Origin of the sequence: Rhizobium brockwellii (genome assembly GCF_000769405.2) — a bacterium.
GTDB lineage: Bacteria > Pseudomonadota > Alphaproteobacteria > Rhizobiales > Rhizobiaceae > Rhizobium > Rhizobium brockwellii.
Genome location: NZ_CP053439.1, coordinates 4,646,866 through 4,664,998 on the forward strand (window position 1 = coordinate 4,646,866; position 18,133 = coordinate 4,664,998).

At 62.5% G+C, this 18,133-nt stretch carries 17 protein-coding genes; 6 read left to right on the forward strand and 11 right to left on the reverse strand.

Annotated features, from left to right (window positions below):
• Positions 1–57: 57 nt before the first annotated feature.
• From phnK to phnG, 5 genes are read right to left on the reverse strand one after another with little or no spacing between them, the layout of a single operon-like run.
• The gene (gene phnK, locus RLCC275e_RS22620) at positions 58–834 is read right to left on the reverse strand and encodes a phosphonate C-P lyase system protein PhnK (RefSeq protein ID WP_033181114.1); all 777 of its coding nucleotides are present in this window, start codon (positions 832–834) and stop codon (positions 58–60) included.
• Positions 831–1,706 (reverse strand): alpha-D-ribose 1-methylphosphonate 5-phosphate C-P-lyase PhnJ, encoded by an 876-nt coding sequence (locus tag RLCC275e_RS22625; protein WP_012759691.1) that lies wholly within the window; start codon positions 1,704–1,706, stop codon positions 831–833. Before RLCC275e_RS22625 ends, phnK begins: the two co-directional genes overlap by 4 nt.
• Positions 1,703–2,809, reverse strand: a complete 1,107-nt coding sequence (locus tag RLCC275e_RS22630) for a carbon-phosphorus lyase complex subunit (RefSeq protein WP_018495759.1) — start codon at positions 2,807–2,809, stop codon at positions 1,703–1,705. The genes RLCC275e_RS22625 and RLCC275e_RS22630 overlap by 4 nt, the downstream gene beginning before the upstream one ends.
• A 4-nt stretch (positions 2,810–2,813) precedes the next feature.
• Positions 2,814–3,422: a phosphonate C-P lyase system protein PhnH gene (gene phnH / locus RLCC275e_RS22635; RefSeq protein ID WP_033181115.1), complete on the reverse strand. Its 609-nt coding sequence runs from the start codon at positions 3,420–3,422 to the stop codon at positions 2,814–2,816.
• Entirely contained in the window at positions 3,422–3,898 is a 477-nt protein-coding gene (phnG, locus tag RLCC275e_RS22640; protein WP_033181116.1) for a phosphonate C-P lyase system protein PhnG, read from the reverse strand. Before phnG ends, phnH begins: the two co-directional genes overlap by 1 nt.
• 225 nt (positions 3,899–4,123) lie before the next feature.
• On the opposite strand from phnG, the gene phnF reads away from it, so the two are divergent.
• Positions 4,124–4,861: a phosphonate metabolism transcriptional regulator PhnF gene (gene phnF, locus RLCC275e_RS22645; protein ID WP_033181117.1), complete on the forward strand. Its 738-nt coding sequence runs from the start codon at positions 4,124–4,126 to the stop codon at positions 4,859–4,861.
• A gap of 38 nt (positions 4,862–4,899) precedes the next feature.
• Here the strand turns inward: phnF and RLCC275e_RS22650 are convergent, their stop codons facing one another.
• The 6 genes from RLCC275e_RS22650 to mepA all read right to left on the reverse strand — a co-directional run bounded on the left by RLCC275e_RS22650 (position 4,900) and on the right by mepA (position 10,976).
• Positions 4,900–5,535, reverse strand: a complete 636-nt coding sequence (locus RLCC275e_RS22650) for a 2,3-bisphosphoglycerate-dependent phosphoglycerate mutase (protein WP_033181118.1) — start codon at positions 5,533–5,535, stop codon at positions 4,900–4,902.
• Between the two features lie 21 nt (positions 5,536–5,556).
• Positions 5,557–6,381, reverse strand: a complete 825-nt coding sequence (gene dapB / locus RLCC275e_RS22655; RefSeq protein ID WP_033181119.1) for a 4-hydroxy-tetrahydrodipicolinate reductase — start codon at positions 6,379–6,381, stop codon at positions 5,557–5,559.
• A gap of 15 nt (positions 6,382–6,396) precedes the next feature.
• A complete protein-coding gene (locus RLCC275e_RS22660) occupies positions 6,397–8,184 on the reverse strand; it encodes an ABC transporter ATP-binding protein (RefSeq protein ID WP_003555842.1) in 1,788 nt (595 codons plus the stop codon).
• 150 nt (positions 8,185–8,334) lie between these two features.
• Positions 8,335–9,360 carry a glucokinase gene (locus tag RLCC275e_RS22665; protein ID WP_033181120.1) on the reverse strand — a complete coding sequence of 342 codons (1,026 nt, stop codon included), beginning with the start codon at positions 9,358–9,360 and terminating at the stop codon, positions 8,335–8,337.
• 17 nt (positions 9,361–9,377) lie between these two features.
• On the reverse strand, positions 9,378–9,758 hold the full coding sequence (locus tag RLCC275e_RS22670) for a methylglyoxal synthase (protein ID WP_033181121.1): 381 nt from the start codon (positions 9,756–9,758) through the stop codon (positions 9,378–9,380).
• A gap of 141 nt (positions 9,759–9,899) precedes the next feature.
• Positions 9,900–10,976 (reverse strand): penicillin-insensitive murein endopeptidase, encoded by a 1,077-nt coding sequence (gene mepA / locus RLCC275e_RS22675; RefSeq protein WP_033181122.1) that lies wholly within the window; start codon positions 10,974–10,976, stop codon positions 9,900–9,902.
• A gap of 266 nt (positions 10,977–11,242) precedes the next feature.
• Here mepA and RLCC275e_RS22680 point away from each other — a divergent pair, with 266 nt between their 5' ends.
• The 5 genes from RLCC275e_RS22680 (at position 11,243) to RLCC275e_RS22700 (ending at position 18,064) form a co-directional block, all read left to right on the forward strand.
• Positions 11,243–13,075 (forward strand): extracellular solute-binding protein, encoded by a 1,833-nt coding sequence (locus RLCC275e_RS22680; protein ID WP_033181123.1) that lies wholly within the window; start codon positions 11,243–11,245, stop codon positions 13,073–13,075.
• 150 nt (positions 13,076–13,225) lie between these two features.
• A complete protein-coding gene (locus tag RLCC275e_RS22685) occupies positions 13,226–14,314 on the forward strand; it encodes a microcin C ABC transporter permease YejB (protein WP_130707914.1) in 1,089 nt (362 codons plus the stop codon).
• Positions 14,314–15,462: an ABC transporter permease gene (locus tag RLCC275e_RS22690; RefSeq protein ID WP_033181125.1), complete on the forward strand. Its 1,149-nt coding sequence runs from the start codon at positions 14,314–14,316 to the stop codon at positions 15,460–15,462. Before RLCC275e_RS22685 ends, RLCC275e_RS22690 begins: the two co-directional genes overlap by 1 nt.
• Complete coding sequence (locus RLCC275e_RS22695; RefSeq protein WP_033181126.1) at positions 15,459–17,096, forward strand: ABC transporter ATP-binding protein; 1,638 nt, start codon at positions 15,459–15,461, stop codon at positions 17,094–17,096. Before RLCC275e_RS22690 ends, RLCC275e_RS22695 begins: the two co-directional genes overlap by 4 nt.
• Before the next feature lie 8 nt (positions 17,097–17,104).
• On the forward strand, positions 17,105–18,064 hold the full coding sequence (locus tag RLCC275e_RS22700) for a 2-hydroxyacid dehydrogenase (RefSeq protein ID WP_033181127.1): 960 nt from the start codon (positions 17,105–17,107) through the stop codon (positions 18,062–18,064).
• Positions 18,065–18,133: the final 69 nt, after the last annotated feature.

An 18,133-nucleotide genomic window follows, 5' to 3' on the forward strand; every position in this document is an offset into this window, starting at 1 on the left:
GCGTTTTCCGTCCGGAATTTCGTAAAAACAAAAGGTTGGCGCGGTTCTGCGCTTCCCTCAGACCTGCAGGATCGAGGAGACGAGCAGCTGCGTATAGGGTTCGCGCGGGTCGTCGAGCACGCGGTCGGTGAGCCCGTGTTCGATGACGTAGCCGTCCTTCATCACCATCATCCGGTGCGAGAGCAGGCGGGCGACTGCGAGATCGTGGGTGACGATGATGGCCGAGAGGCCGAGATCGTTGACGAGGCCGCACACGAGATCGAGCAGGCGCGCCTGAACCGAGACGTCGAGGCCGCCGGTCGGCTCGTCCATGAAGACGAGGCGCGGGCCGGTGACGAGGTTGCGGGCGATCTGCAATCGCTGGCGCATGCCGCCGGAAAAGGCGCGCGGCTGGTCGTCGATGCGGTCGGCGTCGATCTCGACGCGTTCGAGCCAGTCGATCGCCGACGCGCGGATCTTGCCGTAGTGCCGGTCGCCGATCGCCATCAGCCGTTCGCCGACATTGGCGCCGGCCGACACCGTCATGCGCAGACCATCGGCCGGGTTCTGGTGCACGAAGCCCCAGTCGGTGCGCATCAGGAAGCGCCGCTCAGCCTCGTTCATGCGGTAGAGATCGCGGTAGCTGCCATCGCGCATATGATATTCAACGCTGCCGGTACTCGGCAGCAGCCGGGTGGAGAGGCAGTTGAGCAGCGTCGTCTTGCCGGAGCCGGACTCGCCGACGATGGCGAGCACCTCGCCGGGCCAGAGCTCGAAGGAGACGTCGCGGCAGCCGATGCGGTTGCCGTAGAATTTTGAAACGTCGTGAACCTTGAGAAGCGGGGTATCACTCATTCTGCAGCCTCCCGGGCCAGCATCTCGCCGGCATGTCCGTGCGCGCGGCGGTCTTCGCAATGATCGGTGTCGGAGCAGACGAACATCCGCCCGCCCTTGTCGTCGAGAACCACCTCGTCGAGATAGACTTCTTCCGCGCCGCAAAGGGCGCAGGGCTTGTCGAAGCGCTGGATATCGAAGGGGTAATCCTCGAAATCCAGGCTGACGACGTCGGTATAGGGCGGAACCGCATAAATGCGTTTCTCGCGCCCGGCTCCGAAGAGCTGCAGCGCGTCCGACATATGCATCTTCGGATTGTCGAATTTCGGCGTCGGCGACGGGTCCATGACATAGCGGCCGTGGACCTTCACCGGATAGGCGTAAGTCCGTGAGATGCGGCCGTTATGGGCGATATCCTCGTAGAGCTTCACATGCATGAGGCCGTATTCTTCGAGAGCGTGCATCTTGCGCGTCTCGGTTTCGCGCGGCTCGAGGAAGCGCAGCGGCTCGGGGATCGGCACCTGGTAGACGAGCACCTGCCCGACCCCGAGCTTTTCTTCGGGAATGCGGTGGCGTGTCTGGATGATCGTCGCATCCTTGGTGTGCGTCGTCACCGCGACATTGGCGACCTTCTGGAAGAAGGCGCGGATGGAAACGGCGTTGGTCGTGTCGTCGGCGCCCTGGTCGATGACCTTCAGCACGTCGTCCGGTCCGATGATCGAGGCCGTCACCTGCACGCCGCCGGTGCCCCAGCCATAGGGCATCGGCATTTCGCGCGAGGCGAAGGGCACCTGGTAACCCGGAATGGCGATCGCCTTCAGGATGGCGCGGCGGATCATCCGCTTGGTCTGTTCGTCGAGATAGGCGAAGTTGTAGCTGGCCAGATCGGTCATTCGGCGGCTTCCTTCATGTCTTCGCCACCGTTGCGGGCGGCTTCGAATTCGCGGCGCATGCGGCGGACGAGATCGAGTTCGGCCTGGAAATCCACATAATGCGGAAGCTTCAGGTGCTCGACGAAGCCCGTCGCCTGGACGTTGTCGGAATGCGAGATGACGAATTCCTCATCCTGTGCCGGTGCGGTAATATCCTCGCCGAGCTCTTCGGCGCGAAGCGCCCGGTCGACCAGCGACATCGCCATCGCCTTGCGCTCGCTCTGGCCGAAGACCAGGCCGTAGCCGCGTGTGAATTGCGGCGGCGCCTTGGCCGAACCCTTGAATTGGTTGACCATCTGGCATTCGGTGATCTGGATCGTGCCGAGCGAGACGGCGAAACCGAGTTCCGGCACGTCGAATTCTACCTCGACGTCGCCGATGCGGATTTCACCTGTGAAGGGGTGGTTGCGGCCGTAGCCGCGCTGGGTGGAATAACCGAGCGCCAGCAGGAAGCCCTCGTCGCCGCGGGCAAGCGCCTGCAGGCGCAGATCCCGGGTCATCGGGAATTCCATGGGCTCGCGGGTCAGGTCGCCGATCTCGTGATCTTCCGGCATGTCGCCGTCGGCCTCGATCAGGCCTTCCTCGCCGAGGATTTCCGAGACGCGCATGACGCGGCCGGTCTCGGCGGCGCGCTGAGCGGGCGTCTCGACCGCCTCGTCCGAAAGCAGCGAGGGATCGAGCAGGCGGTGGGTATAGTCGAAGGTGGGCCCAAGAAGCTGGCCGCCCGGCAGATCCTTGTAGGTCGCCGAGATGCGGCGTTCGATCGTCATATCAGCCGTGTCGAGCGGCTTCGAATAGCCGAAACGCGGCAGCGTCGTGCGGTAGGCGCGCAGCAGGAAGATCGCCTCGATCATGTCGCCGCGCGATTGGCGGATGGCGAGGGCTGCGAGCGTGCGGTCGAAAAGCGAGGCCTCGGCCATGACGCGGTCGACGGCGAGCGCCAGCTGCGCCACGATCTGTTCGATGCCGATCGCCGGCAGCGAACGGTCGCCGCGGCGGCGGTCGGCGAGCAGGCGGTGGGCATTGGCGATGGCAGTCTCGCCACCCTTGACGGCAACATACATGAGCTCAGATCTCCGTTGCTGTGATCTTGGTGGTGCGCGGCAGGCAGAGGAAACGTTTGCCCGCCGTCAGCGCGATGTCGACGCCGCGCGGAAAGAGCGCACGGTTCTCGGTCCAGAGCCGCATGAAGGTTTCCGGCAGGCCGATAGGCGCCATCTCCGTCACGCTCTGGATGCCTGGGCCCATCAGCGCCAGCCTGCGGCCGCCCTCGAGTTCGGCAAGTTCGATGATGAGCGTCGTCGAGCGGTCGGGATATTCCTGCGTGCCTGATGCAAAGAGGCCGAAGGAGGAAAGTGCGGTGCCGGCCTCGGTGAAGGCAAAACGCGCCTCGGCCTTTTCGCTGGTCAACGGCGCGCCGGTGTGGAAGCCGAGCCACTCCGGCACAGCGGATTTCGCCAGTCCCTGGGAAAGCCATACGGGTGTGTCGTGGTCGCAAAGCGTCAGCGCGATCGTGCCGGCGGCGATGCCAAGCGGTGCTGGCGGAGCGACATCGGGCTGAACGGTCTGGATCGTGCCGGGGCGGGCCATGCCGTCCATCAGCATCTTGAAGACGCTTTGGGCATGAAAGACGGGCTCGGCAAAACCGCCGGTCAGAGCTTCTGTCTTCAGGCCCATCAGTTGTCTCCCCGTACCATGGTGAAGAAATCGACGCGGGTTGCCGCCGTCTCGTCCGCTTTGCGGCGTTCGGCATCGGCGATCCGCTCAGCGATCGGTGAAAGCAGGGCCTGTTCGACGAAGTCCTTCGTCGCCTCCTCCTGCCAGAGCGCGTCGAAGATCGCCGCAAGCCTGGCCTTCTCGCGGTCGGTGCCGAGCGCCTGTGCATGGCCGACCGAGCCGGTGTCGAGCCGGACCGTCGCCCGCGTCACGGTCACTTCACCGAGATTGAAGGGAGCGCCGCCGCCGCCGATGCGTCCGCGCACCATCACCAGCCCGGTCTCCGGTCCGCGCACCTGATGGGCCACAGGCTTTTGCGGCAGCGCATCGAAGACTGCCGAGAGTTCGCTGCGCTCCGCACGCGCCAGCAGATCGGCGGCGCGTTTGCGCCCGGATGCCGTCTGTGACGCGGCGTCTTTGCTGTCCGCTGATATCATCGCCGCTTCCCTTTAAATGTCTATTGATATAGACAACCATACAAGATACACTTAGCTCTAAATCGATGTCGTGACAAGCGTGTGACATCCTACAGCGCCGCGCGTCTTTTCAGACGCGCAAAGGACGCTGTAGCACTTTGAATTGCTGCATAATTCGATCCATAAATCGGAATCGATTTATGGATCGAATTATGCAGAAGGCGTGAAATAGCGGGCAGGGGTGGAATGGCGGGATTGAAGCAGGTGCAAAGGCAAACCGGCGTGGCGCTCTGGCGCCAGATCGCTGATCGGATTCGCGAGGCGATCAGCAGCGGAACCTATGACGAAACGGGAATGGTACCACCGGAAACCGTGCTGGCGCTGCAATTCGGCGTCAACCGGCATACGGTGCGCAGTGCGCTGGCGGCGCTGGCGCAGGAGGGTATCGTCCGTGCGGTACAAGGTCGCGGCACGCTGATCGAGCGCAAGGAGCGGCTGAATTTCCCGATCACGCGGCGCACGCGATTCACCGCCGGCATTGGCGATCAGGCGCGTGAAATGCGCGGCCTTCTGCTCGATGAGGCGAGGGAGGAAGCGAGTGCCGAGATCGCCCGCTGGCTGGGTCTGAAGCCGGGAGAACACGTGATCCGCCTGGAAACATTGCGCCAGGCAGACAAGCGCCCGGTTTCAAGGGCGACGAGCTGGTTTCCCGCCAAGCGCTTTGCCGGTATCGGTGAGGCCTACCGGACGGCGGAATCGATCACCAAGGCTTTTGCCGAACTCGGCCTGTCGGATTATGTCCGCGCCACGACCGAGGTGACAGCCGCCCATGCGAGTGCTGCCGATATGGCCGACCTCGAACTCACCCCTGGCGCCATCCTTCTGATCGCCAAGGCGATGAATACCGATCTTGAGGGTGTGCCGGTGCAATATTCGATCAGCCGCTTCGCGGCCGACCGGGTGCAGTTCACCATCGAGAACTGAATGCCTTCCCCGCCGAAGCGGGGAAAGATCAGCTGAGATCAATGTGCGCTGGACATGTCGCCGAGCACTTCCTTGGAAGCGACGGTGGAATCCGCCTTCAGCGTGTAGACCATGGGCACGCCGGTGGCGAGATTGAGGGCGAGCACGCCTTCTTTGCTCAGCTTGTCGAGCACCATCACCAGCGAGCGCAGCGAATTGCCGTGTGCGGCAACCAGCACCTTTTCGCCTCTGAGCACGCGCGGCAGGATTTCGGTGAGGTAGTAGGGCCAGACGCGGGCGCCGGTGTCGCGCAGGCTTTCACCGCCGGGAGGCGGCACGTCATAGGAACGGCGCCAGATATGCACCTGTTCCTCGCCCCACTTGGCGCGTGCATCATCCTTGTTGAGGCCGGAGAGGTCGCCGTAGTCGCGCTCGTTCAGCGCCTGGTCTCGGATCGTCTGGAGATCGGGCTGGCCGACCTTGTCGAGGATGAGCTTCAGCGTGTGCTGCGCGCGCACCAGCACCGAGGTATAGGCGACGTCGAATTTAATCCCGTATTCGGCGAGCGCAGCCCCGCCTGCATTAGCTTCCTGGACGCCGAGCTCGGTCAGATCGGGATCCTTCCAGCCGGTGAAGAGATTCTTCAGGTTCCAGTCACTCTGGCCGTGGCGAACGAGGACGAGGGTACCGCTCATGAATATGCCTCCGTAGTATCGTTATGAGGAAGAAAGCCCGAGCACGTCGAGCATGGAATAGAGACCCGGCTTCTTGTCGCGTGCCCAAAGGGCCGCTTTGATGGCGCCGCGCGCGAAGATCGAGCGGTCGGCCGCACTGTGCGATAGGGTGACAATTTCACCTTCGCCGGCAAAAAGCACGGAATGCTCGCCGATGACGGAGCCGCCGCGCAGCGTCGCAAAGCCGATCGTGCCCGCTTCGCGGGCGCCGGTATGGCCGTCGCGCACCCGGACCGACTTCGAGGCCAGATCGATGCTGCGCCCCTTTGCCGCGGCCTCACCGAAGAGAAGGGCGGTGCCGGAAGGCGCATCTACCTTGTGCTTGTGGTGCATTTCCAGGATCTCGATATCCCAGTCATCAGGATCGAGCGCACGCGCTGCCTGCTCTGCGAGCACGCTGAGCAGATTGACCCCGAGGCTCATATTGCCCGACTTGACGATGCGGGCATGGCGGGCCGCCGCGGCGATCTTGGCATTGTCGTCGGGTAAACAGCCCGTCGTGCCGATGACATGGACGATGCGGGCCTGCGCGGCGAGGCCTGAGAATTCTACTGTTGCAGCGGGCGAGGTGAAGTCGAGCACGCCTTCGGCATCGAGAAAAGCGTTGAGCGGATCGTCGACGATAACGACACCGATCGGGCCGAGACCGGCGATCTCGCCGGCATCCTTGCCGACGAAGGGCGAGCCGGCACGCTCGACCGCGGCATGCAGCGTCACGCCATCGATCGAATGGATGAGCCGGATCAGCGTCTGCCCCATGCGTCCTGCTGCGCCAACCACCACCAGTTTCATCGCAGCATCGCTCATGTCAGTCTCGCCAGGTCAGTTTGAATCGGAGGCCGAAGGCCTCTGCAGGTTGTTGAGGCGAGCGTAAAGACCGTCGCTGACCTTCGCAAGCGTCTCGTGGTTGCCTTCCTCGACGACGCGACCCTGCTGCATGACGACGATCTTGTCGGCGCGCACCACGGTCGACAGCCGATGGGCGATGACGACGACGGTGCGTCCGCTCATCGCTTCGTCGAGCGCCTTCTGCACGGCTGCTTCGGATTCGGTGTCGAGGGCCGAGGTCGCCTCGTCGAGAAGCAGGATCGGCGCATTGCGCACCAGGGCGCGTGCGATCGACAGCCGCTGGCGCTGGCCGCCGGAAAGCGTCACGCCGTTTTCGCCGACCGCCGTCTCGTAACCCTGCGGCTGTGCTGAGATGAAGTCATGCGCGTAGGCAAGCCGCGCCGCTTCTTCCACCTCGGCATCGGTCGCTTCCGGCCGGCCATAGCGGATATTGTCGCGGATCGTGCCCTCGAACAGATAGGGCTGCTGCGATACATAGGCGAGCTGCTGGCGCAGCGACTTCTTGGTGATGTGGGCGATGTCCTGCCCGTCGATCAGGATTTCGCCTTCGCGCGGGTCGTAGAAGCGCGGAATGAGGCTGATGACGGTGGATTTGCCGGCGCCCGACGGGCCGACCAGCGCCGTCGTCGCGCCGCCCTCGGCGGTGAAACTGACGCCGCTGAGCACGCTCTCATTGCCGTAGGCGAAGGAAACATTGCGGAATTCGATCCTTGCCTGCGTCACCGTCAGCGGCCGGGCATCCGGCAGGTCCCGCTGGCGCGGTTCCATGTCGAGCAACTCGTAGATCATCCGCGCATTGACGACGGCACGCTCCATCTGCACCTGCAGGCGGGCAAGCCGTCGGGCCGGGTCATAGGCAAGCAGCAGCGCGGTGACGAAGGAGAAGAAGGCGCCGGGCGGCACATTGTAGTAGATCGAGCGGTAGGCGGCATAGGCAAGCACGCTGGCGACGGCAAAGCCCGCGAAACTCTCCGTCAGAGGAGAGGTGCGTTCGGAAAGCCGGGCAATCCGGTTCGCCCGGCTTTCGGCGCCCTTGATGAGCTTGTTGACCTTGCCTTCCAGTTCTTCTTCCATCGTGAAGGCTTTCACGATGGCGATACCCTGGATCGTTTCCTGCATGGCGCCGAGAACGTGGCTGTTCAGATGCACGGCCTCGCGCGTCGCCGAGCGCAGCCGCTTGGAAACATAACGCAGCGCATAAAGCAGCGGCGGGGCCATGATGAACACGGCAAGGCTGAGCAGCGGATCCTGGAGGATCATCACGGCGAGCAGAGAAACGAAGGTCAGCAGGTCGCGCACTGTCGAGGTGATCGTCAGGTTGAGCACGTCGCGGATGCCGCTGACATTCTGGCTCACCTGCGCGGCGATATGTGCAGAGCGCGCCTCGCTGAAGAAGCCGACCGAAAGCGTCATCAGATGCGCATAGAGCCGGCGCTGGTAGCGGGCGACGATATCGTTGCCGACCTTGGACAGCGCCACCGCCTGACCGTAGCTCGCAAAACCGCGCAGCACGAAGGCGATGAAGATCGAAAGACAGATGATCCAGACGACGTCGGCACGCCGATTGGCGAAGGCCTCGTCGATGATCGCTCGCATGATCCAGGCGGTGAACGCCGTCGAAAGCGCCACCACGATGAGGCAGGCGATCGCAAAGACATAGCCCCACAGATGGTCGCGGCCGTTTTCAGCGATGATGCGCTTCAGGATGCCGGTTACGGTATCGCTGCTGACGCTCTGCGTTCTGCTTTCCGCCGCTTCCAAAAATGAGGTTTCCTGTCTCGGACCAAGCGCCCCGCGAAGGCGACGCGCACATTTGCCGGGGTCTATAAAGAGTTGGGACCGGTTTGGCTAGAGCGCCGCGCGCCCGGATAGGACGCGCCAAGGACGCTCTATTTGCTTTGCGTGCCGGGCCTAACGGCGCCAGCGGCGGCCCTCGGTCGAGACGCCGAAATTCGCCGGCATGCGCGCATAGGAGGAAAGCCCAGCGAGCGCTGCCAGCGGATGCGTCACCACATAGGTCGGGATGGTGCGAAGCAGCGCCGTATGCGGTGCCTTGTCCTCGAAGGCGATGCGGAATTCCGGTCTCTTTAGCGCCGGGATGATCTTCTGCGAGATGCCGCCGGACAGATAGACGCCGCCGCGCGCCATGAACACCATCGCCATGTCGCCCGCCACGCGGCCGAGATAGGTGGCAAACAGCGAGACGGTCTCTACGGCCGCCTTGTCGCTGCCGGCAAGCGCGTGCGAGGTGATGTCGGCCGGATCCTTCATCGTCGGCGTGATGCCGTCGACAATGCAGATGGCATGGTAGAGGTTGACGAGGCCGCGCCCGCAGAGGATCTGCTCGGCCGAAACGCGGCCTTCGATCATCTCGATATGCGGGAAGATGTCATAATCGCGCTTGCTGCGCGGCCCGAGATCGATATGGCCGCCTTCGCCGGGAACCGGGATCCAGCTGTGCTGGGCATGCACGAGCCCGCCGACGCCGAGGCCGGTGCCCGGTCCGAGCACGACGCGGGAGGCGATCATGTCGCCGGTGGCGTCGCCGATGCGCTCGCGGTTTTCATCCGAAAGCGCGGCGATCGCCAGCGCCTGCGCCTCGAAATCGTTAACGACGAGCACATCCTCTATGCCGAGGCCCTCGATCATGGTCTTCGGCCGCACCACCCAGTCGCAATTGGTCAGCGGGATCTCGTCGTCGCTGATCGGGCCGGCGACGGCGAGGATCGCCGAGCGCGGCTGCACGGCGGTCTTGTCGAGAACGCCTTGCTGGATCGCTTCGTCGATCGTGGCGAAATCCGCCGTGCGCACGTTCGGAAACTGCTTCGGCTCGGCATAGGCATCGCTCAGGATGGAGAAGCGGGCATTTGTGCCGCCGATATCGCCGATCAGGATCGGGAAAGGCATCGGAGCGGTGCTGTTGTTCAGTTTTGGCATGGCCGGTTCCGTGCTGATCAGGCTTCGAGTGTGGGAAGAAGTTTTATAGCGGTCGCGTGGTTGAGCGCCATCGGAATATCATAGACGATCGCCAGCCGCATTAGCGCCTTCACGTCGACATCGTGCGGCATCGGCGTCAAAGGGTCGACGAAGAAGATCAGGGCGTCGACCTCGCCGGTCGAAATCAAGGCGCCGATCTGCTGGTCGCCGCCGAGCGGCCCGCTTTTCAGCCTGGTGACGTTGAGGTCGGGGGCAGCGTCGAGCACGCGCCCGCCGGTGGTGCCGGTGGCGACGATCTTCCAACGGGAGAGAACGTCCCTGTGGGCGCGGGCGAAATCCGCCATATCGTCTTTCTTCTGGTCATGCGCAATCAATGCAAGGCATTTGCCGCCGGCCATCAACCTCTCCGCCCGAACAATTCAATCGATTTGACCGCTTTATACCAAGAATTTGCGATTTGAAAGACAGCACACCCCGGGCCTCGGCCCCCGGGGTTCTGTCCCAAGGTTGGGTCTCAGGGTTCGGTCCCAGGACCTCGATCATTGTATCGCCGGCTTGTCGTTGGGAACCGGGCCGACATCGGGCAAAGCGCCGTCGGCGTCAGCGGCAGGCGCCGCGGCCGGAGCGGCGGTGAGCGCGCTTGCGGCGGAAGGGCCGCCATAGGTGGCGGCCTGCATCGAGGCGACGGAAGCAGCATCGAGCACGGCGGCGCAGGCCTTGGGCAGGTCGGAGACCATCATCTCGCGCGGCGGCTTCGGCGGCTTGGCGCCGGGCTTCGGCGGTTTCGGCGGCGCCCAGGGCGCCGGAGTGAACCACCAGGCGAGCGACTTGTCGCAGCCGTCGCCGGCAACGACGGGGGCCTGCGGCGTGCATCCCGCAGCACCTGGCGGGCACTTGATCCGGATGTGAAAATGCGAGTCATGGCCGTATTCCGGCCGGAGCTTGCCGAGATTGGTGCGGTCGCCCGTCCAGGTATCACACATCTTTTTCTTGATCGCCGGATTGACGAAGATGCGCTCCACCTCGGGATAGCTTGCCGCCAGCATCAGCAGCCGCGCGCGCGATTGCGTCCAGACCTTGGGGTCGACGGTCAGGAACTTGTCCTTTTGCAGCATGGTGGTGAAGGGCAGATCCTCGCGCTCCTGAGCCGTCATGCGGCGCGCGGGCATCGGCGTAAACCAGATGTCGGCATCGAGGCCGATCTGGTGCGAGGCATGGCCGTTCAGCATCGGCCCGCCGCGCGGCTGCGCAATGTCGCCGACGAGAATTCCAGGCCAGCCGGCATATTTGACCCCGTCCTCAGAAAGACGTTCGAGCAGCGCGATCATCGCCGGATTGCCCCAGCGGCGATTGCGCGAAAGCCGCATCGCCTCCCAGGTCGGCCCGTCGGTCGGCAGCGCCACCGCACCCGTCATGCAGCCCTTCGCGTAAAAGCCGATCGGTTGCGCCGGTCCCTGCGTCGGCAGGCCGACGGCGCCGAACTGCCCCTTGGCGCTACCCGGGCTCGGCGTCTTTTGTTGGGCGCCGACGTCGCCGGCGGCAAGGCTTGCACCGATTGCGCCGGCAAGCGTCAGTTTGCCGAATGTTCTGAAAGCCTGAGCGAAGCCGAAAGCCATACTGTTCCCTTGAACCGCTGCCGAAGTGATTTGCGATCGAATCTATCGTGAAAAGCGATTTTGGTGAATCAATGTTTTTGGCTGGCGATGCGGGCAAGCGGCGGTGACGGATCGCCGCAGCGGCTCAGGCGGCTCGAAGACGCCACGCCTTGACACAGGCCCGATGCCTCAAAATTTCGCGCGCCCGGCAAAAACCAAACTCTCTCCTGTTTTTCGCCGGTATTTTTCGTATTGTCGGACCCATCAATAATCAGGGGAAAGCGTGAATGGCGGCTCTGTGGTCGAAGATCGGTTTGTTTCTATCGCTTGCGGGTGCTCTGGCGCCAATGCCGGCAGCGGGTCAGGACCAGCCCTTTCAGATCGGAAGCTCGGTCATCAGCGAGATGAAGTACAAGCCGGGCTTTGCGCATTTCGACTACGTCAATCCCGATGCACCGAAAGGCGGAGACCTGCGCCTCTCCGCAAGCGGCGCTTTCGACACCTTCAACCCGCTGCTCGCCAAAGGCCAGGCGGCAGTGGGCCTGACGCTCGTTTACGACACGTTGATGAAGCCCGCCGACGACGAGCTGCTCGTCTCCTACGGTCTGCTTGCCGAGGGATTGTCTTTTCCCGCCGACGTCTCGAGCGCGACCTTCCGCCTGCGCAAGGAAGCGAAATGGGCGGATGGTCAGCCGGTCACGCCGGAAGACGTCATTTTCAGTCTGGACAAGACCAAGGAATTAAATCCCCTCGCCTCGAACTATTACCACCACGTTGTCAAAGCGGAAAAGACCGGCGAGCGTGACGTCACCTTCACCTTCGATGAGAAGAACAACCGCGAACTGCCGAACATTCTCGGTCAGTTGATGGTCGTGCCGAAGCATTGGTGGGAAGCGCCCGGACCGGATGGCAAGCCGCGCGACATTTCTAAAACGACGCTGGAGCCCGTGATGGGTTCGGGGCCGTACAAGATCGCTTCCTTCTCGCCCGGCGCAACGATCCGTTATGAATTGCGTGACGACTATTGGGGCAAGGACCTCAATGTAAATGTCGGCCAGAACAATTTCCGCAACGTCAACTACACCTATTTCGGCGATCGGGATGTCGAGTTCGAGGCCTTTCGCGCTGGCAACAGCGACTACTGGCAGGAAACCACGGCTGCCCGTTGGGCGACGGGATATGATTTTCCCGCGGTGAAGGAAGGACGTGTCAAAAAAGAGGAGGTTGCAAACCCGCTGCGCGCCACCGGCATCATGCAGGCTCTCGTGCCCAACATGCGACGTGACCTCTTCAAGGACATCAGGGTCCGCGAGGCGCTGAACTATGGTCTGGATTTTGAGGAGCTGAACCGCACTGTGGCCTTTAACAGTTACAAACGCATCGACAGCTATTTCTGGAACACCGAACTCGCCTCCTCCGGCCTGCCACAGGGCAGAGAGCTGGAAATTCTGCAGGGCATGAAGGATAAGGTGCCGGCAGAAATCTTCACCACCCCCTATATCAATCCCGTCGGCGGCGATCCGCAGAAAAGCCGCGATAACCTCCGCAAGGCGATTGCGCTTTTCAAAGAAGCCGGCTGGGAGCTGAAGGGCAATCGCATGGTCAATACCAAGACGGGCCAGCCGATGAGTTTCGAGATCCTGTTGTCGAGCCCCATGTTGGAGCGCTGGGCGGTGCCTTATGCCAACAATCTCAGGAAAATCGGCATCGATGCGCGGATCCGAACAGTCGATGCCTCGCAATCTGTCAACCGTGAACGCAGCTTCGACTACGATATGATCTGGAATGTCTGGGCGGAGACCATGAATCCGGGCAACGAACAAGCCGACTATTGGGGATCCGGTTCGGTCAACCAACAGGGTTCCCGCAATTATGCGGGCATTGCCAACCCCGCCGTTGATGAGCTCATTCGCATGATTATCTTCGCGCCGAACCGCGACGAGCAGATCGCAGCGATCAAGGCCATGGATCGGGTCTTGCTTGCAAATCACTACGTCATCCCGCTGTTCTACCGCGATACTTATAACATCGCCTATTGGAACACGCTCACGCATCCGGCCGAGTTTCCGGCCTACAGCCTTGGCTTCCCCGATGCTTGGTGGTCGACCTCGGTAAAATGAGCGGGCTTGCAATGCAGGGGCCCTCGGCTCCAAATGGCACGAGCGAATCACGACAAGCCGGCAGGGCCGGCAAGGGAAGGCTGGCGGATTGAGCGGCATGAGACTGGACGGCAGGCAGACAGGAAAAACATTCCCGGAGGCTGAAGGCTGATGGGCGCCTATATTCTTCGCCGCCTGCTTCTGATGATCCCGACCATCGTCGGCATCATGGCGATTTCCTTCATCGTCATCCAGTTCGCGCCCGGCGGCCCCGTCGAGCAGGTGATCGCCCAATTGACCGGTCAGGCCGATAGTGCCGACCAGCGCCTGTCCGGCGGTGGCGATCTTCTCAGCGGCGGCGGCAGCGATGAAGGCTCGAAATATCGCGGTGCCCAGGGGCTCGACCCGGAACTGATCGCCAAGCTCGAAAAGCAGTTCGGCTTCGACAAGCCGCCGCTGACCCGTTTTGGCGAGATGATGTGGAACTACATCCGCTTCGATTTCGGCGAGAGTTTCTTCCGCAACACCTCCGTGCTCGAACTCATCAAGGAGAAGCTGCCGGTGTCGATCTCGCTCGGCATCTGGATCCTGATCTTCTCCTATGCCATCTCCATCCCGCTCGGTATCCGCAAGGCGATCAAGGATGGATCGACCTTCGATGTCTGGACGTCGGGCGTCATCGTCGTCGGTTACGCGGTGCCGAGCTTCCTCTTCGGCATTCTCCTGATCGTGCTTTTTGCCGGTGGGTCCTTCTATGACTGGTTTCCGCTGCGCGGCCTGGTCTCCGATAATTTCGACCAACTGGCCTGGTGGCAGAAGCCGCTTGACTATTTCTGGCACCTCACCTTGCCGCTGATCTCGCTCTCCCTGTCGGCCTTCGCAACGACGACGCTTTTGACCAAGAATTCCTTCATCGAGGAGATCAAGAAGCAATATGTCGTCACCGCCCGCGCCAAGGGCCTGAACCAGCGGCAGGTGCTCTACGGTCATGTCTTTCGCAACGCCATGCTGATCATCATTGCCGGTTTTCCCGGCGCCTTCATTTCCGCTTTCTTCACCGGCTCGCTGTTGATCGAAAATATCTTCTCGCTGGATGGTCTCGGCCGTCTCGGCTATCTCTCGGTCGTCAACCGGGATTACCCGATCGTCTTCGCCACCCTCTACATCTTCTCGCTGCTCGGCCTCGTCGTCAGCCTGGTTTCCGACCTGATCTACACCTGGATCGATCCGCGTATCGATTTCGAGCGGAGGGATGTCTGATGGACGCCGCCGCAAATCCTGCAGTCACAACACCCGTCAAGCCGCCGCGCAAGGGCCTGCTGTCGCCGACCAACATCCGCCGCTGGCAGAATTTCAAGGCGAACGGTCGCGGTTACTGGTCGCTGTGGCTGTTCCTGGTGTTGTTCGTGCTCAGCCTGTTCGCCGAGTTCCTCGCCAACGACCGGCCGATCATCGCCTCCTACAAGGGCGAGATCCTCTTTCCTGTTCTCATCGACTATCCCGAGGAGAAGTTCGGCGGCTTTCTGGCCGAAACCGACTACCGTTCCTCGGTTATAACCGACGAGATCAATGCCAATGGCTGGATGATCTGGCCACCGATCCGCTATTCCTACCGCTCGGTCAATTCCAATATTCCGCATTCGGCCCCCACCGCCCCCTTCTGGCTGATGACGAAGGAGCAGCGTTGCGCCGGTTATCCGCAAGGGGCGAACGATCCGGACTGCACCCCCGGCAATCTCAACTGGCTCGGCACTGACGACCAGGCGCGCGACGTGTTGGCGCGCGTCATCTACGGCTTCCGCATATCGGTGCTCTTCGGCCTGGTGCTGACCATCTGCTCGGCGATCCTCGGCGTGACGGCGGGTGCGGTGCAGGGCTATTTCGGCGGCTGGACCGATCTGCTGTTGCAGCGCTTCATCGAGATCTGGTCGTCGATGCCGGTGCTCTACATCCTGCTGATCATCGCCGCACTCCTGCCGCCCGGCTTCTTCGTGCTGCTCGGCATCATGCTGCTCTTCTCCTGGGTCGGCTTCGTCGGCATCGTGCGCGCCGAATTCCTGCGCGCCCGCAATTTCGAATATGTCCGCGCCGCCCGCGCGCTCGGCGTCAACAATCGCACCATCATGTGGCGCCATCTGCTGCCGAACGCCATGGTCGCGACGCTGACCTTCCTGCCCTTCATCCTCTCCGGCTCGATCACGACGCTGACCTCGCTCGATTTCCTTGGCTTCGGCATGCCGCCGGGCTCCCCCTCGCTCGGCGAGATGATCGCGCAGGGCAAGACCAATCTGCAGGCGCCATGGCTCGGGCTGACGGCCTTCTTTGCCATGTCGATCATGCTTTCCCTGCTGATCTTCATCGGCGAAGCCGTGCGCGATGCCTTCGATCCGAGGAAGACGTTTCAATGAGTGACATGACAGAACCGCTGCTTTCCGTTCGCGATCTCTCGGTTGCCTTTCATCAGGGCGGAGAGACCTCGCTTGCCGTCGATCACATCTCCTTCGATATCGCCAAAGGCGAGGTCGTGGCGCTCGTCGGCGAATCCGGCTCCGGCAAATCGGTTTCGGCCAACTCGATCCTGCGGCTTTTGCCTTATCCTTCCGCAAGCCATCCCTCCGGCGAAATCCTCTTCAAGGGCAAGGACCTCTTGAAGGCGTCGGAGCGGGACCTGCGTGAAGTGCGCGGCAACGACATCACCATGATCTTCCAGGAGCCGATGACCTCGCTCAATCCGCTTCATTCGATCGAGAAGCAGATCGCCGAGATCCTCGCCCTCCACCAAGGCCTCACCGGTCAGTCGGCGCGTGGGCGCGTACTGGAATTGCTGAACCAGGTCGGCATCCGCGAACCCGAAAAACGGTTGAAAGCCTATCCACACGAACTGTCAGGTGGCCAGCGCCAGCGCGTCATGATCGCCATGGCGCTCGCCAACCGTCCGGAGCTGCTGATCGCCGACGAGCCGACCACCGCGCTCGACGTCACCGTACAGGCGCAGATCCTCGAATTGCTCCGGCAGTTAAAAGCCGTCCACGGCATGTCGATGCTGTTCATCACTCATGATCTCGGCATTGTGCGCAAATTCGCCGATCGCGTCTGCGTCATGACCAAGGGCAGGATCGTCGAAACCGGCACCGTCGAGGACGTCTTCGCCAATCCGAAGCATGAATATACCCGGCACCTTCTCGCCTCCGAACCGCGCGGCGAGCCGCCGCTGGCCGATCCGTCGAAACCGATGGTGATGGAAGGTTCGGATATCCGCGTCTGGTTCCCGATCAAGGCTGGGCTGATGCGTCGCGTCGTCGATCACGTCAAGGCGGTCGACGGCATCGATCTTTCGCTGCGCGCCGGCCAGACGCTCGGCGTCGTCGGCGAGTCCGGTTCCGGCAAGACCACGCTCGGCCTGGCGCTCACCCGGCTGATCTCCTCGCAAGGTCGGATTGCCTTTGTCGGCAGGGATATAGCCGGCTATTCGTTCAACGAGATGCGGCCGCTTCGCAACCAGCTGCAGGTCGTCTTCCAGGATCCTTACGGCTCGCTCAGCCCGCGCATGTCGGTCGGCGATATCGTCGCCGAGGGGCTGAAGGTGCATGAGCTCTCCCTGACCGCTGAAGAACGCGACCAGCGCGTCTGCTGGGCGCTGGAGGAGGTGGGCCTCGATCCGCTCACCCGCTGGCGTTATCCGCATGAATTCTCCGGCGGCCAGCGCCAGCGCATTGCCATTGCCCGGGCCATGGTGCTGAAGCCGCGCTTCGTCATGCTCGACGAGCCGACCTCCGCGCTCGACATGAGCGTGCAGGCGCAGGTCGTCGATCTGCTGCGCGATCTGCAGAAGAAGCATGATCTCGCCTATCTCTTCATCAGCCACGACCTGAAGGTGGTGAAGGCGCTCGCCAATGACGTCATCGTCATGCGGTTCGGCAAGGTGGTGGAGCAGGGCCCGTCAGCGGAAATCTTCCGCGCGCCGAAGGACGATTACACCCGGGCACTGATGGCCGCTGCTTTCAACATCGAGGCGGTGCCGACACCCGCCGTACAGCAATAAAGAAGATCATGTCCGCAACTCCTCCCGTTCTCGTCGACATCAAGTTCAATCCCGAAGGCGTCGCCCGCGTGCTGAAGACGGCGTTTGCCGACCGCGGCAGCATCAATCTCGCCAATCCGGCCGATCGGGCACGCGATCTCCGTGAGGTCGAATACGCGCTTCTCTGGAAACCGGATGCCGACCTTTTCGCGCGGGCGCCGAACCTGAAAGTGATCTTCTCCGGCGGCGCCGGCGTCGACCACATCATCGGCATGGCCGGCCTGCCCGAGATCCCGATCGTTCGCTTCGTCGACCGCAGCCTGACGACGCGCATGAGCGAATGGGTGGTCATGCAATGCCTGATGCATCTGCGCGGGCAATACGCCCATGACAACCACCAGCGGCAACGGGAATGGGCCAAACTGATCGCGCCGGAGGCGGCTGAGGTGACGGTCGGCGTCATGGGCCTCGGCATTCTCGGACAGGACGCGGTCGCCAAGCTGAGGGTGATGGGTTTTAACGTCATCGGCTGGTCGCGCACCCGCAAGCAGATCGACGGCGTCGAAACCTTTGACGCCAGCGAATTGGACAGCTTCCTCGCAAGCACCGACATCCTCGTCGGCCTGCTGCCGCTGACGCCTGAAACAGCAGGATTCTATGACGCCGGGCTGTTTGCGAAGCTGCGCCGCAACGGTGCGCTCGGGCAACCGGTCTTCATCAATGCCGGCCGCGGCAAGAGCCAGGTCGAGGGCGATATCCTTTCCGCCATCCGTGACGGCACCCTCGGCGGCGCTTCCCTCGATGTCTTCGAGGTGGAGCCGCTTGCATCAGACAACCCATTGTGGGACTTGCAGAACGTCTTCCTCACGCCGCACGACGCGGCCGTTTCCGAAGAAAACGCGCTGTTCCGTCATGTCGAGACACAGATCGCCCGTTTCGAGCGTGGCGAGCCGCTGCAATTCGTGGTCGACCGCGCCGCCGGCTATTGAGCTTTCGGAACCTTCCAGACGGCCACCCGTTTCTTCTGCGGAAATTCTTGCCGGCGAGGCCGGTTAAGA

Coding starts and splice junctions, on each gene's coding strand:
- phnK (WP_033181114.1), bottom strand. CDS start 834: ATGAGTGATACCCCGCTTCTCAAGGTTCACGACGTTTCAAAATTCTAC.
- RLCC275e_RS22625 (WP_012759691.1), bottom strand. CDS start 1,706: ATGACCGATCTGGCCAGCTACAACTTCGCCTATCTCGACGAACAGACC.
- RLCC275e_RS22630 (WP_018495759.1), bottom strand. CDS start 2,809: ATGTATGTTGCCGTCAAGGGTGGCGAGACTGCCATCGCCAATGCCCAC.
- phnH (WP_033181115.1), bottom strand. CDS start 3,422: ATGGGCCTGAAGACAGAAGCTCTGACCGGCGGTTTTGCCGAGCCCGTC.
- phnG (WP_033181116.1), bottom strand. CDS start 3,898: ATGATATCAGCGGACAGCAAAGACGCCGCGTCACAGACGGCATCCGGG.
- phnF (WP_033181117.1), top strand. CDS start 4,124: ATGGCGGGATTGAAGCAGGTGCAAAGGCAAACCGGCGTGGCGCTCTGG.
- RLCC275e_RS22650 (WP_033181118.1), bottom strand. CDS start 5,535: ATGAGCGGTACCCTCGTCCTCGTTCGCCACGGCCAGAGTGACTGGAAC.
- dapB (WP_033181119.1), bottom strand. CDS start 6,381: ATGAGCGATGCTGCGATGAAACTGGTGGTGGTTGGCGCAGCAGGACGC.
- RLCC275e_RS22665 (WP_033181120.1), bottom strand. CDS start 9,360: ATGCCAAAACTGAACAACAGCACCGCTCCGATGCCTTTCCCGATCCTG.
- RLCC275e_RS22670 (WP_033181121.1), bottom strand. CDS start 9,758: ATGGCCGGCGGCAAATGCCTTGCATTGATTGCGCATGACCAGAAGAAA.
- mepA (WP_033181122.1), bottom strand. CDS start 10,976: ATGGCTTTCGGCTTCGCTCAGGCTTTCAGAACATTCGGCAAACTGACG.
- RLCC275e_RS22680 (WP_033181123.1), top strand. CDS start 11,243: ATGGCGGCTCTGTGGTCGAAGATCGGTTTGTTTCTATCGCTTGCGGGT.
- RLCC275e_RS22685 (WP_130707914.1), top strand. CDS start 13,226: ATGGGCGCCTATATTCTTCGCCGCCTGCTTCTGATGATCCCGACCATC.
- RLCC275e_RS22690 (WP_033181125.1), top strand. CDS start 14,314: ATGGACGCCGCCGCAAATCCTGCAGTCACAACACCCGTCAAGCCGCCG.
- RLCC275e_RS22695 (WP_033181126.1), top strand. CDS start 15,459: ATGAGTGACATGACAGAACCGCTGCTTTCCGTTCGCGATCTCTCGGTT.
- RLCC275e_RS22700 (WP_033181127.1), top strand. CDS start 17,105: ATGTCCGCAACTCCTCCCGTTCTCGTCGACATCAAGTTCAATCCCGAA.